Here is a 13477-nt window from a genome sequence, read left to right as displayed (position 1 = left end):
GAAACCCTTTCATGAGAGGGAGGAATGTGATATGAAAAAAACATCCTGCTTTTCCCCGGCACATATCCTGCTGCCGTCGGAGCAGATCAAACTGGAGCAGTGGGGCTGCGTGGCCTGTGACCAGTTCACCAGCGACCGCTCCTATTGGGAAAAGGCGGAATGGGCAGCGGCAGGTTCACCCAGTGCGCTGAACCTGATCCTGCCGGAAGTGTATCTGGAAGACGAGGATGTCCCCCGGAAGATCGAAACGATCCATGCGGCCATGGACGAATACACCCAGTCGGTGCTGACCCGCGCTGTGGACGGCTTCATCTACGTGGAGCGCACCGAGCAGAGCGGCCGGGTGCGGCAGGGCCTCGTGGGCAAGATCGACCTCGAAGCCTACAGCTACGCCGAGGGCGCCAAGGCGGACATCCGCCCCAGCGAGCACACGGTGGAGAGCCGCATCCCGCCCCGGATGGCCGTCCGGCGGGGGGCCAGCCTCGAAACGCCCCACATCATGATGCTGGCCGACGACCCGGACTGCACCCTCATCGAGCCCATCGGTGAGAAAAAGGCGCAGCTGCGCAAAGTCTACGAGGGCGAACTGATGCTGGGCGGCGGCCACATTGCGGGCTGGGCCGTGGAGGACCCGGCGCTGCTGGCCCAGATCGACGCCGCCTTGCAGCAACTGGGCAGTCAGAAAGCCTTTGACGCCAAATACCCGGAGGCCAAGGGGGCCGCGCCGCTGACGCTGGCCGTCGGCGATGGCAATCACTCGCTGGCTTCCGCCAAGGCCTGCTGGGAGGAGCTGAAGCCCACCCTGACCCCGGAGCAGCGGGAACACCACCCGGCCCGGTGGTGCCTTGCCGAGGTGTGCAACATCCACTCCCCGGCCATTGAAATCGAGCCCATCCACCGCGTGCTGTTCAATGTGGACTGCGGCGCGGTGCTGCTGGCCCTCATCGCGTGGAGCGACTCCAACAACGCGGGCATCTGCTTCGGCGATGCCAAGCAGCAGTCCTTTACGCTGGCGGGCCCCCACATTGCCAACGTGCTCAGCTTCGAGCGCCCCATTGCGCCCCTGACCGTCGGCACCATCGACACCTTCATCGAATACTTTATGGCCCGCCACATCGAGGCCCGCGTGGATTACGTCCACGACGAGCCCGCCGTCCGTGCCCTGTGCAAACAGCAGGGCGGCGTGGCCTTCCTGCTGCCGCCCTTTGAAAAGAGCGACCTGTTCAAGGGCATCGTGATGGGCGGCGTGCTGCCCCGCAAGACCTTCAGCATGGGCCATGCGGAGGAAAAGCGGTACTACATCGAGTGCCGTAAGATCAAAGAATAAACGTTACGAAATGCCAGCTCCCCCAGCAGGGGGAGCCTCTGGCAAAGAGGGAAACATTTTATTGATACAGGAGAACCATGACTTTTAACGAACTGAATCTGTCCGCCCCGCTGCTGCGTGCCGTTGCGGAGGCGGGTTACGAATCCCCCTCGCCCATTCAGGCATCGGCCATCCCGCCGGTGCTGGCCGGGAGGGACTTGATGGGTTGCGCCCAAACGGGCACCGGCAAGACCGCAGCCTTTGCGCTGCCCATGCTCGACCGCCTGACCGCGAACCCTGCGAAGAAGAAAGGGGCTGTCCGCGCCCTGATCCTCACCCCCACCCGTGAGCTGGCTCTGCAGATCGGCGAGAGCTTTGAAATGTACGGCAAGTACCTCTCTCTGCGCAGCACCGTCATTTTCGGCGGTGTGGGTCAGGCCCCGCAGGTGGCAGCCATCAAAAAGGGCGTCGATATCCTCATCGCCTGCCCCGGCCGCCTGAACGACCTTGTGGGGCAGGGGCTCATCGACCTCGGCAGCATCGAGATCTTCGTGCTGGACGAGGCCGACCGGATGCTGGACATGGGCTTTGTGCATGACGTGAAGAAGGTCATCGCAAAGCTGCCCAAAGTGCGCCAGAACCTGATGTTCAGCGCCACCATGCCCAAGGAGATCGAGCAGCTGGCGGCGGGCATCCTGCACGACCCCGCCTTCGTCAAGGTGGATCCCGTGTCCAGCACGGTGGACCGCATCGACCAGAGCCTGTACTTCGTCGAGAAGGGCAACAAGAAATTCCTGCTGCCGTGGCTTATCCAGAACCTGAACCCGCCGGTGCAGAACGCGCTGGTCTTCAGCCGCACCAAGCACGGCGCGGATAAGATCGCAAAAGACCTGAACAAGCAAGGCATCCCCGCCGCCGCCATCCACGGCAACAAGAGCCAGTCTGCCCGTGTGGCCGCGCTGGAAGGCTTCAAGGCCGGGCAGACCAAGGTGCTGGTCGCCACCGACATCGCCGCCCGCGGCATCGACATCAGCGAGCTGTCCCATGTCTTCAACTACGACCTGCCCGAAGTGCCGGAAACTTACGTCCACCGCATCGGCCGCACGGCCCGCGCGGGCGCAGACGGCACCGCCGTCAGCTTCTGCGCCCCGGAGGAGCAGGAGTATCTGGCCGGCATCGAAAAGCTGAACCGCCAGAAGATCCCGGTGGTGTCCGGCCACCCGTGGGACGGCGTGCCCGCCCCCGCCAAGAAGGAGCCGCCGGTGCGGGGCAAAAAGCCCAAGGCGGAAGCCGAAGCCCCGGCTGCCAAGCCGGAACAGCCCGCCAAGGCCGTGAAACCGGCCAGACCCAAAAAAGAAAAACCGGCCGCAGAAAAGCAGCCGTTGAAATCTCAACCGAAAGAGGAACCATCCATGGACGAAAATCAGAAGCGAACTTCCGGCGGGCGCAATGAAAACCGCCGTTCCAATAATAACCGCCCCCGCCGCGAGGACAGTGCCGCCCCCAACCGGGGCAGCAATGCGCAGCCCAAGTTTGACCCCCACTTTGTGAGCGCCCCGGAGGCAACGCCGCTCCGCCCTGTGAAGAAGGCCGCCCCGGCTCAGCCCGCCGCCAAGGCCGCTCCGGCAGCGAACAACGCCAAGAGCGAACAGGGCAGCGGCCAGAACCGCCGCAATGCCCAGCCGAACGGCCAGAACGGCCAGAGCCGCCCGGCCCGCGGCAGCCGCAATGAGCGCACGGAGCGTAACGGCGACCGCGCTGCCCGCCCGGCCCAGAACAGTGCCCAGAGCGGCAAACTCCGCAGTGAGCGCAGCAGCCAGCCCGCCCGTGCGCCCCGCGCCCCCAAGCAGGAGACCTCCCGCGGGCGCGGCCGTGCCGCTGCCCCCAGCCGGGACGAAGATCCGGGCCTTGTGCTCATCAGCCGCCGCCCGCCGCAGCAGAAGTTCACCAACTTCGAGGAGTATATGAACGCCCACGGCGGTGCAACGGCCCCCATCGAGGATCACAGCGATGAAATGTGAGCCGTGGCAGTGCCCGCTGTGCGGCGGGCCGCTGACCGGTGAGCGGGACCTGAAGTGCCCCTCCGGCCACTGCTTTGACCGCGCCAAGGAGGGCTACTGGCATCTGCTGCCGGTGCAGAGTATGCGCACCAAGGCCCCCGGCGACAGCAAGGAGATGGTCGCCGCCCGCCGCGCTTTCCTCAACGGGGGGTACTACAGCATCTTTGGTCAGGCGCTGGGCGAGCTTTGCCTCGAATACGGCCAGCCCGCCGCGCCGGATGCGCCGCTGCACCTGCTGGATGCGGGCTGCGGTGAGGGCTGGTATGACCGGTGCATCGCCGGGCAGTTCGAAGCGGCGGAACAGCCGCTGGCGCTGGCCGGGTTCGACATCGCAAAACCGGCGGTCCGCTGGGCCGCCAAAGCTCTGCCCGCGGCCCGGTACGCCGTGGCGTCCAGCTTTGCCCAGCCCGTCCGCACCGGCTGGGCCGACCTGCTGCTGAACTGCTTCTCGCCCTTTGCGCGGGAGGAGTTCCTCCGCGTCCTGCGCCCCGGCGGGCGGATGATCTATGTGGTGCCCGGCGCGGAGCATCTGTACCAGATGAAGGCGATCCTCTACGATACGCCCTACAAAAATCCGGTGCAGCAGGTGGCCTATGAGGGTTTCCGCCCCATTGGAGAGCGGGAAGTCTCCGGCACCATCACGGTGCCCGCTGCCCAGCTCGAAGCGCTTTTCGCCATGACGCCCTACTACTGGAAGACGCCCCGCGACGGCGCGGCCCGCCTCGCCGCCCTCCCGGAATTGACGACGGACATCGCCTTCCGGTTCTTGGTGTTTGAGAAAGAATAAAAAATGTCCCGGTTTGCATCGAATGAATGCCAGACCGGGATATTTTATTTGGTAAATTCGTCCGATTCGTTTGAATTCATCGAACGAATTTGATATAATAATAGTACGATGAGGAAAAGGAGGCTGTCAAGATGTCGATCACTGCAACGGAGCTCAAGAATAACTTGGGCAAATATCTTCTGCTGGCTGCAACGGAGGAAGTCTACATCACCCGCAACGGCAAGACCATTGCAAAATTGACCTCGCCCTACCAGAATAAGCTGAACACAGTGGAGTCGCTGTTTGGCAGCGTCCCGGCGACGATGACGCTGGAACAGGCACGGGAGGAAAGGCTGGGGAAGTTATGAAGGCGCTGCTGGATACCTGCGTCGTAATGGATTTTCTGCAAAATCGGGAGCCGTTCTCCATTCCGGCACGAAGCATCTTCCGCGCGGCCGCAGCGGAATGGTTTACCGGCTGCATTACCGCAAAGGCGGCGACGGATATCTATTACCTGACCCACCGCTGCACCCACAGTGATAAGGAAAGCCGTCAGAAACTCAGTCAGCTATTGACGATCGTAGGGCTGCTGGATACTTCGGCAGAGGATGTGTTCCACGCGATCGCATCCCCGACTGCGGACTTTGAGGATGCCGTGATGATCGAAACGGCACTGCGTTCTCAGGTGGACTGCATCGTGACCCGCAACACGAAAGACTACGCGAAATCGTCGGTGCCGGTCTATACGCCGGACGTCTTTTTGGAGCAGCTGGAACAAAACAGTATCAATTAAAACGCAACCGCCCCCGGTGCTGCATGAACGTGCAGGACCGGGGGCGGTTTTGTCAGAGACCTGTGGAGAGGTTGGAGAAATGCTTAGTGCTTCTTCTCACCCTTGGGCAGGAGATTGGCGCGTTCCAGCGCCGGGCGCAGGGCGAGGTAGAGGATGACGGCGCAGACCGTGGAGGCCACGCTGTTGACGAAGGTGACGCCGCCGGCGATCTTGGAAAGAGCCTGTGCGACGGTGTACTCCTGACCGAAGATGTAAACGTTGCGGAAGTAGCCGAGGAACGGGTCGGTGACGACGTTCAGCAGCAGACCGGAACCGGCAGCCACGATGACCTTGACGAGGTAACCGGCGCTGTGGCGGTCGAGGTCGCGGAGCTTGAAGGCCTTGTGTGCCACGGCACCGCAGGTGATGCCGATGATGAACTTCAGCACAAAGGTGGTGACGGCGTAACCCGGATCACCGGCCAGAATGTCGGCCAGCGCCAGACCGATGGCACCGGCCAGACCGCCGGACACGCCGTCCAGCAGCAGGGCGGTCAGGGCCGTGAAGGTGTTGCCCAGATGGAACGAGGAGCCGCCGTAGAACGGCACCCGGAAGAACAGGTAGGCCACAAGGCTCAGCGCGGCCATGACGCCGGTGAGCGCCAGCTCGTGCACGGTAAAGGTGCGCTTATACAGCACACTGGCAAAGAGGATAACGATGACGACGACTGCCAGCAGCAGCCACATTGCGGTTGTTGACATGATGTATTCCCTCCATTTTCACAAAACCCATAAAACCGATTGACATTTTCGGTCTCGGCGGGTATGCTCTTATTATACGCAGAACTGAACCCGTGAAAATACCCAGAATAGAGTTTTTTTATGGGGTCAGTTTGGAAGACTGCCCAAAAAGAGGAGGGGTTTTGTGTTCCACTTGACAACAGCGCTGGATGCGGCCTCGGCGGTGCCGCTGTACGAACAGCTCTACGATAGCCTTGCGGAGGAAATGCGCACCGGGGCCATCCCGGCGGGCACTCGGATGCCCGGCAAGCGGCGGCTGGCGGCGGAATTGTCGGTGTCGGTCAACACGGTGGACGCCGCGTATCAGCTTCTGGCGGCGGAAGGGTATCTGGAATCGCGGGAGCGCAGCGGTTTTTATGTACAGGAGTATCTGGCCCTGCCCGTCCGGCCGGAGACCCTGCCCGCCGCCCCGGCCCCGCTGCCCCCGGCGGCCCAGCCGGAGCGGCCCGTCCGCTATGATCTCTCCACGCGGGGGGTGGACCCGGCGCTCTTCCCGTTCCGGACATGGGCGCGGCTCCAAAAGGAGCTGCTCTATTCCTCGCCGGAGCTGCTGACCCACGGCGACGCGCAGGGCGATCTCGAACTGCGGCGGGCGCTGGCCGGCTACCTCGAAGAGTACCGGGGCGTGCGGTGCAGCGCGGAACAGATCGTGGTGGGAGCCGGATTGGAATACCTGCTGGGGCTGCTGGCCCCGCTGCTGCCCGGTGCGGCGGCGGTGGAAAACCCCGGCTACCCCCGCGCCAAGCGGGTGCTGGAAAACAACGGCGTGCCCTGCTGCTGCCTTCCTGTGGACGAGGACGGCCTGTCCATCGAGGCACTGACCCGGTCGGGCGCGGCGGTCTGCTACGTCACCCCAAGCCACCAGTTCCCCACGGGGGTCACCATGCCCGCCGGGCGGCGGGCGGAGCTGCTCCATTGGGCGTCCCGCAAGCCGGGGGAGCGGTACATCATCGAGGACGACTACGACTCCGAGTTCCGGTTCGACACCCGCCCACTGCCCAGCTTGCAGGGGATGGCCGGGGCCGATGGCCCGGTGATCTATCTCTCCACCTGCTCCCGGAGCCTTGCCCCCAGCATCCGCATCGCCTATATGGTGCTGCCGGTGCAGCTCCTCCCGGCGTGGCGGGCGGCTTACCGGCTTTATTCCAGCACGGTCAGCCGGTTCGAGCAGCAGACGCTGGCCCGGTTCATCACCGAGGGGTACTTTACCCGGCATCTGGCGCGGGAGCGGGTGGCCTACAAGGCCCGGCGGGACGCGCTGACCAAGGCGCTGAACGGGGCTTTTGCCCCCGGTGAGCTGACCTTAGCCGGGCTGCACACGGGGCTGCACCTGCTGGCTGAGGTGAAACAGGCCCCGCCGGACCCGGCCCTTCGGGTGGCGGCGGCACAGCAGGGGGTGCGGCTGAGTCTGTTGAGCGATTTTGACCTGACCGGCGAAACGCCCGGCCTTGCGGGAACGTTCGTGCTGGGTTACGGCTCGCTGGCGGACGATGCCTGTTCGTCGGTGGGCGAAACGTTGAGGAAGGTCTGCACCGCCGCGCGGGAGGCTTCCGTGACCGAATAAGTGCCGCTGGCCCGGTCCCATGCGCCGGGCAAAGCGTCGGCCCGGATGGAGGCTGCGCGGTTGGCGAGGAACTCCAGAATCTCGCCGAGGCGGGCGTAGTCCTGCGCGGTGAAGTCCGTCAGCAGGGCGGAACTCTGGGCCCGGAGGGCGTCCGGCAGGGAGGCGGGGAGCAGTTCGAGATCCTGCCGGAAAAAGGCGTCCCACACTGCGGCCCGTGCCGCGGCCCGGTGGGCAGGCGGGATGCGCCCGGCTTCGTCGAGGCCGGTCAGAAAGGCGGAGGCTTCCCCCGCGCTGAGGGTCTGGACATTGCCGGTCTGGCCGAGGGCGGCCAGCTCTTCGGTGGTGAATGCCCCGGAGAACCCCACCCGCACGGCCCCGTAGCGGGACGCCAGCTTTTCCAGCACGGCGGGGGAAAGAGCCAGATAAAAGGTATCCTCCGGCAGGGCCAGCGTTTCCAGCAGGGCTTGGCGGCACCGCGCCGGACCCGCCGCCGCGTAGCAGCGGGTGAGGGACGCTTCCCCATCCCCGAAGGGAACAGTCAGCTCCCCCGGCACGGCCAAGAGGCCGCAGACGTTCTGCGGGGCGTTCAGGTAGAGGAGCAGAAAGCCCGGCTGCTCCCCGGCAGTGCAGAGCAGCACCGTCATCCGGTCGTCCTCCTTGGGCAGTGTGATGGGCACGCCCTGCTGAGGTTCGGCGGTCTGGGCAAGGAGCTGGGTGTGCAGCATCCGGCGGGTGAGCAGCACCGTGCCGCCCACAAGGGGCAGCAGCACCAGCAACGCCGCCCCCAGCGCAGCCCAGAACGGCCTCCAACCTCCCTTGTGCATCCTGCGCCCTCCTTTTTGCAAATGATACCGAAAGGATGGCCCGGCAAAGGGCGGATTATACAAAAAACGATCCCGGCGCATACAACGATCCCCTCTGCCATACAGTGTGGCAGGGGGGATCTTGCGATGTTGGAGACCATTACTGCCGTCAACGGCGCGGTCAATGGGGTCGTGTGGGGGCCGCTGGGGCTGGCACTGCTCTTCGGGGCGGGGGCGATGCTCTCGGTGCGGACGGGCTTTTTCCAGCTCGTGCACTTCCGGTACTGGATGCGGCAGACCATCGGGGCCATCTTCACCGACCGGAGCGTGACCGCCCACACGGGCACCGACGATCAGGCTATCAGCCAGTTCCAGAGCCTGTGCACCGCGCTGGCGGCCACCATCGGCACCGGCAACATCGTGGGGGTGGCAACGGCCATCCTCAGCGGCGGGCCGGGGGCGGTGTTCTGGATGTGGGTCATGGCCCTCCTCGGCATGATGACCAGCTTTTCCGAAAACGTGCTGGGCATCTTTTACCGGCACAAGAATGAGGAGGGCGCGTGGCAGGGTGGCGCGATGTACTACCTCGCCGACGGGCTGGGGCGCAAAAAAGGCTGCAAACAGCTGGGCCGGGTGCTGGCCGTGCTGTTTGCAGCCTCCTGTGTGCTGGCGTCGTTCGGCATGGGGAACATGAGCCAGATCAATTCCATCGCGGGGAACCTGCGCGCCGCCTTCGGGGTGCCGGAACTGGCCACCGGGGTGGTGCTGGCCGGATGTTCGGCGGCGGTGATCTTCGGCGGGCTCAAGCGGGTGGCGGCGGTGGCGGAGCGGGTCGTGCCGCTGATGGCCCTGTTCTACCTCGGCGGGGCGCTGGTGGTGGTGCTGGTCCACGCTTCTGCCGTCCCGGCGGCCTTCGCGGCCATCTTCCGGGGGGCCTTCGGGCTGGCCCCGGCGGGCGGTGGGGTGCTGGGCTGCGGCGTGGCCCGCGCCGTGACGTGGGGGTTCAAGCGGGGGGCCTTTTCCAACGAAGCGGGTCTCGGCGCGTCGGTCATGGTGCATTCGTCCTCCAACGTCACCGAGCCGGTGCAGCAGGGGATGTGGGGGCTGTTCGAGGTCTTTGCGGATACCCTTGTGGTCTGCACCCTGACAGCCCTTGTCATCCTGACGTCGGGTCTGGTGGATCTGGAAACAGGCCGCGCCGCCGCCGGGGTCGTGGGTTCCGCGCTGGTGGGCAAAGCCTTTTCCACCGTCTTCGGCAGCTTCGGGCCCAAGTTCATCGCGGTGTCGATCTTACTGTTCGCCTACTCCACAGTGTTGGGATGGAGCCAGTACGGCACCAAGGCGGTCAGCTACCTGTTGGGGCCGCGGGCCGGCGGGGCGTATCAGGCCGTGTTCGTGGGGATCATGGTGGTGGGCGCGGTGATGAAGCTCGACCTCGCGTGGGACCTGTCCGACACGTTCAATGGGCTGATGATGCTGCCCAACCTCGTGGGCGTGGCGGGGCTTTCCGGCACGGTGGCACGGATCACCCGGAATTACGCTGCCCGCGTTTTTTATGGGCGAGATGTCGCGCCGCTGACAGCGAGCGCACCGCGTCCCGCCCGGCGGTGATGCCGCTGCCGAAGGCCCAGTGGAGATTGAAGCCGCCGCACATTCCGGCGCAGTCCAGCGTTTCGCCCACAAAGTAGAGGCCGGGGCAGCCCTTGAATTGAAAACTGGGTTCCAGCTCTGTCAGGCTCAGACCGCCGCCGGTGGTCTGGGCCTGTTTCCATCCGCAGGGGGTCAGCCCCTCGAAGAGCCAGTGCTTTGCGGTGTTGGCCAGCACCTGCCACGCGGCATCGGGCAGGGTGTTCAGGGGCTTGTCCGGCAGATGGGCTGCGGCCCAGAGCGCCTTGCCCAGCTTCGGGTTCAGCAGACCCGTCCAGAGATCGGCGGGGGTCTTGCCGGGCAGCAGGGACACCCGCCCCGCGAACAGGGCCGTCAGGGCCGCTTCGTCCAGCGCGGGGAAGAGGTCCAGCTCCACGGCCGGGCGCTTGGGCCCGCGCTTGGGGGCCAGCAGACCGGAAAGCTGCATGATGCAGATGCCGGACAGGCCATATTCGGTGAACTGTACCTCGCCCGTCTCGGCGGCGAGGGTGGTGTGCCGGTCGAGGTCCAGCAGGGAGGCTGCGGCCTTGGCCCGGATGCCCGCAAGGGATCGGTTCGGTTTTGCCACCTGCAAGGCGGTCAGGCAGGGGTAGAGCGGCTCCAGCTTCCCGCCGCACTGGGCGGCGAACTTGGTGCCGAAGCCGTCGGTGCCGAACTGAGGGCCTGCGTTGCCGCCCAGCGCACAGATGACGGCATCGGCGTGGAGGGTCTCGTTACTGTGCTCGGCGCTGTCGAAGAGGACGGTGTAACCGTTCCGGTTCTGGCTGATGGTATTTACGGTGCAGCCGGTCCGCACCTCTACGCCGAGGCGGGCCATCTGCCCTTCCAGCAGGGCCAGCACATCGGCGGCTTGATTCGAGTAAGGGTAGACCCGCCCGGCCTCGTCGGTGCGGGTGTAAAGGCCCAGCGCCCGGAACCACTCCAGCGGGGCGCTCCGCTCCACCGCCGCCAGCAGCGGGGCCAGCGCCTTGGGGTCGGCGGTGAAATAGCACTCCGGCGCGATGCCGGTGTTGTCGAGGTTGCAGCGGCCGTTGCCGGTTGCCAGCAGCTTTTTGCCGCAGCGGGGGTTGCGGTCCAGCAGGGTGATGCGGGCCGAGCCGCCCGCCGCCTGTGCCGCTGCCAGCGCGGCCGCCATACCTGCAGCACCGCCGCCTAAAATTACGATCTGTTGCATGAAACGCTCCTTGGTTCGGGGATGTCCCGGATTCGATCCCAGTATAGCATAAACCGAAAAAAACGACCAGTCCCTTCGGGAAAACAGGAAAAATGCCATTGACAAAAATCACTGGTTTTGGTAAATTTTTATTGAAAAAACGGTAAAGAAATCTTAGCTGCCCTTCGAGAAAAAGTTGAGGCAGTAAAAAAATAAACGAAACATCGCAAAAGAAAGCGTAGAATATGAAGAGGAGCAAAGAGAAGATCACGCTGTCGATCCTGCTGGCTGCCGTGCTTGTGGTGGGCATCGTGGGGTATATGATCTATGTCCAGCACCAGTTTTACACCGAGAGCACCAAAAACCTTCTGGAGACCTATGAGCAGGTGGACAAGACCTTCACCATGTTCGCCCAGCGGAACTGGAATGTGCTGAGCGAGTGGGGCAGCAACCTGCAGGATGACGCCGACGGGGAGGCGGTCCGGGCCAGTCTGTGCCTGTTCAACCAACAGAAGCCTACATGGAAATACAGCGGCCTGTACTTGTTCAACGAAGACTGCACCTATCTGGATGCCGAGGGCGGCTATGGCTCGGCTAAGCACATCTGGGGCGCATTTTCCGAAATGTACGCCACCGGACATCCCTGTGTGGGCAGCTATACCATGAAAAACGGGGAGCGCCGGGTCGTGTTCACGGTACCCATTGAGCCGGTGGAAGTGGACGGCGAGACCTACACCTGCATCGCTGTCAGCTACGACAACGAGACGCTGGAAGAAATGATCGGCGGGCACGCCTACAACGGCCAGAGCGATTGCTACATCATCTATCCGTCGGGTGATATCATGCTCTCCGAAGAGCCGAAGAGTGAGATCGAGCCCCGGATGGAAAACCTGTTTGATTTTCTGGAGCAGAACGCACAGATCAACACCAATGCCTTGGCCAAGATGCGCGAAGACGTGCAGAACAGCGGCCGGGGCAGTGTGGCGTACCGTTATGGGGGCAAGAGCTATTATCTGGTCTATCAGCCGGTGGGTTTTCAGAGCCTGAGCATCGTCGGCATCGTGGACCGGAGCGTGGTGGACGCCGGGATGCGGAAGATCCAGACGGCGACCATCCTGCTGCTGATCGCATTGATGGCGGGCATTGTGTTCACGCTGGTGCGGTTTGTCCGGATCAACGCCCGGCAGGAAGTGGAGGAAAAGGAACACGCCCTGCGTGCGGAGGCCAGCGAGCGCAAAAAGATGGAGGGCCTTGCCAACAGCGACGGCCTGACCGGCCTGCTCAACGAGCGGTGCTTCAACAAGACCCTGAAAGAGAAGGAACAGCAGGGCGAGCCTTTTGTGCTGTTCTACCTCGACCTTGACCGGTTCAAGCCGGTGAATGATACTTACGGCCATGACGTCGGCGACCAGCTGCTCAAAGCGGTGGCGGGCCGGCTGCGGAGCTGTGTGCGGAACACGGACTACGCCTTCCGAATCGGCGGCGACGAGTTCGCCCTTATCGTCAACGGCGAAGTGGACGCAGAACGGTGTGCGCAGCGGATGGAAACCATCAAATCGATTATCCGCCAGACCTATGTGCTGGAGGGGCAGACCATCGACATCAGCACCAGCTGCGGCGTGGTCTGTTACCCGGCGGACAGCGCCGACGTGCGGGAGCTGCGCATCCTTGCCGATCAGCGGATGTATGAAGACAAACAAAAAACTGGGAGCAGCCGGAGCATCAAGCAGAAAATCTGAGATTGAATAATTCTCTTTCTCTTACCACAAAATAACCACAGAAAACGAAATCTGGGAACAAAGGAAACGCCGAACAGAGAAAGGGAGAATGTGCTATGAAAGCGACAGGCATCGTGCGCCGCATCGACGAGCTGGGGCGGGTGGTCATCCCGAAGGAGATCCGCCGCACCCAGCGCATCCGCCGGGGCGACCCGCTGGAAATTTTCACGACCGGCGAGGGAGAGGTCATCTTCAAAAAGTATTCGCCGGTGGGGGAGCTGAGCGGCGTGACGACCCAGTACGTCGATGCGCTGAGCAAGAGTTTCGCACTGACGGCCTTCGTCTGCGACCGGGACCGCATCCTCACGGCGTCCGGTGCCGGGCGGCGGGACCTCATCGACCGCAGCGTCAGTCAGCCGCTGGAAAGGCTGATGGACGGCCGCAAGCCCTACGCCAGCGAGGGCGAGGCGGAGAAGACCCTGCTGCCCTGCGAGGGGGCCCAGCGGGTGCTGCTCTGCGTCAGTCCCATCATCGCGGCGGGGGATGTGACCGGCGCGGTGGGGCTTTTGACCGAGGACAAGAGCGCCCAGCCAGACGCTGCCCAGCAAAAGGCGATAGCCGTTGCGGCGGCGTTTCTGGCCAAACAAATGGAAGAATAACATTATAAAGGAAGAAGGCCAAGCCGGAAAATCGGGTGGTGCGCCAGTTGGCGCAAACGCTGATCCGATTTTCCGGCTTGGCCGATTTTGATTTGAGAGAGATGTATAATTTGTGAATCTTTCAAAACTTTTCTGCGAACCTATTGACAGCGCCGGAAAATTGAATATAATGGTCTTAGCACTCAGGAAGATGGAGTGCTAAAGAACAAAAAGCAAACAAAGGAGGCAG

General features: G+C 63.5%; 12 protein-coding genes. 9 read left to right on the top strand and 3 right to left on the bottom strand.

Going from position 1 to position 13477, the window contains the following annotated elements; translation table 11 throughout:
• Positions 1–31 precede the first annotated feature (31 nt).
• The 5 genes from C4N23_RS06560 (at position 32) to C4N23_RS06540 (ending at position 4925) form a co-directional block, all read left to right on the top strand.
• Positions 32–1327 (top strand): DUF1015 domain-containing protein, encoded by a 1296-nt coding sequence (locus C4N23_RS06560; RefSeq protein WP_112144926.1) that lies wholly within the window; start codon positions 32–34, stop codon positions 1325–1327.
• A 77-nt stretch (positions 1328–1404) separates the two neighbouring features.
• On the top strand, positions 1405–3327 hold the full coding sequence (locus tag C4N23_RS06555; protein ID WP_112144924.1) for a DEAD/DEAH box helicase: 1923 nt from the start codon (positions 1405–1407) through the stop codon (positions 3325–3327).
• The gene (locus C4N23_RS06550) at positions 3317–4153 is read left to right on the top strand and encodes a putative RNA methyltransferase (protein WP_112144922.1); all 837 of its coding nucleotides are present in this window, start codon (positions 3317–3319) and stop codon (positions 4151–4153) included. The genes C4N23_RS06555 and C4N23_RS06550 overlap by 11 nt, the downstream gene beginning before the upstream one ends.
• Positions 4154–4284: 131 nt before the next feature.
• Complete coding sequence (locus C4N23_RS06545; RefSeq protein ID WP_097839145.1) at positions 4285–4500, top strand: type II toxin-antitoxin system Phd/YefM family antitoxin; 216 nt, start codon at positions 4285–4287, stop codon at positions 4498–4500.
• Positions 4497–4925, top strand: a complete 429-nt coding sequence (locus C4N23_RS06540) for a PIN domain-containing protein (RefSeq protein WP_112144920.1) — start codon at positions 4497–4499, stop codon at positions 4923–4925. The genes C4N23_RS06545 and C4N23_RS06540 overlap by 4 nt, the downstream gene beginning before the upstream one ends.
• 83 nt (positions 4926–5008) lie before the next feature.
• Here C4N23_RS06540 and C4N23_RS06535 read toward each other — a convergent pair whose 3' ends face one another.
• On the bottom strand, positions 5009–5665 hold the full coding sequence (locus C4N23_RS06535) for an ECF transporter S component (protein ID WP_112144918.1): 657 nt from the start codon (positions 5663–5665) through the stop codon (positions 5009–5011).
• A gap of 163 nt (positions 5666–5828) precedes the next feature.
• Here C4N23_RS06535 and pdxR point away from each other — a divergent pair, with 163 nt between their 5' ends.
• The gene (gene pdxR, locus C4N23_RS06530) at positions 5829–7268 is read left to right on the top strand and encodes a MocR-like pyridoxine biosynthesis transcription factor PdxR (protein WP_112144916.1); all 1440 of its coding nucleotides are present in this window, start codon (positions 5829–5831) and stop codon (positions 7266–7268) included.
• On the opposite strand, the gene C4N23_RS06525 is transcribed toward pdxR, so the two are convergent.
• Positions 7175–8092: a hypothetical protein gene (locus C4N23_RS06525; protein ID WP_112144914.1), complete on the bottom strand. Its 918-nt coding sequence runs from the start codon at positions 8090–8092 to the stop codon at positions 7175–7177. The two genes, pdxR and C4N23_RS06525, sit on opposite strands and share 94 nt — an antisense overlap.
• A 126-nt stretch (positions 8093–8218) precedes the next feature.
• Between C4N23_RS06525 and C4N23_RS06520 the strand changes: the two genes are divergently transcribed.
• Positions 8219–9682 (top strand): alanine/glycine:cation symporter family protein, encoded by a 1464-nt coding sequence (locus C4N23_RS06520; protein ID WP_112144912.1) that lies wholly within the window; start codon positions 8219–8221, stop codon positions 9680–9682.
• Here C4N23_RS06520 and C4N23_RS06515 read toward each other — a convergent pair.
• Positions 9597–10892 carry a BaiN/RdsA family NAD(P)/FAD-dependent oxidoreductase gene (locus C4N23_RS06515; protein WP_112144910.1) on the bottom strand — a complete coding sequence of 432 codons (1296 nt, stop codon included), beginning with the start codon at positions 10890–10892 and terminating at the stop codon, positions 9597–9599. The genes C4N23_RS06520 and C4N23_RS06515 overlap by 86 nt on opposite strands.
• Positions 10893–11116: 224 nt before the next feature.
• Between C4N23_RS06515 and C4N23_RS06510 the strand changes: the two genes are divergently transcribed.
• Both C4N23_RS06510 and C4N23_RS06505 read left to right on the top strand, forming a co-directional pair.
• Positions 11117–12610, top strand: coding sequence for a sensor domain-containing diguanylate cyclase (locus tag C4N23_RS06510; RefSeq protein ID WP_112144908.1), 1494 nt, complete (start codon positions 11117–11119; stop codon positions 12608–12610).
• Between the two features lie 95 nt (positions 12611–12705).
• Complete coding sequence (locus C4N23_RS06505; protein WP_055191750.1) at positions 12706–13248, top strand: stage V sporulation T C-terminal domain-containing protein; 543 nt, start codon at positions 12706–12708, stop codon at positions 13246–13248.
• The last annotated feature ends 229 nt before the right edge of the window (positions 13249–13477 follow it).

Source organism: Faecalibacterium hattorii (assembly GCF_003287455.1).
In the GTDB taxonomy this organism is placed as follows: Bacteria; Bacillota; Clostridia; order Oscillospirales; family Ruminococcaceae; genus Faecalibacterium; species Faecalibacterium hattorii.
Note: the sequence above shows the minus strand (reverse complement) of the source record. Positions and strands in the feature narration are given on the sequence as shown.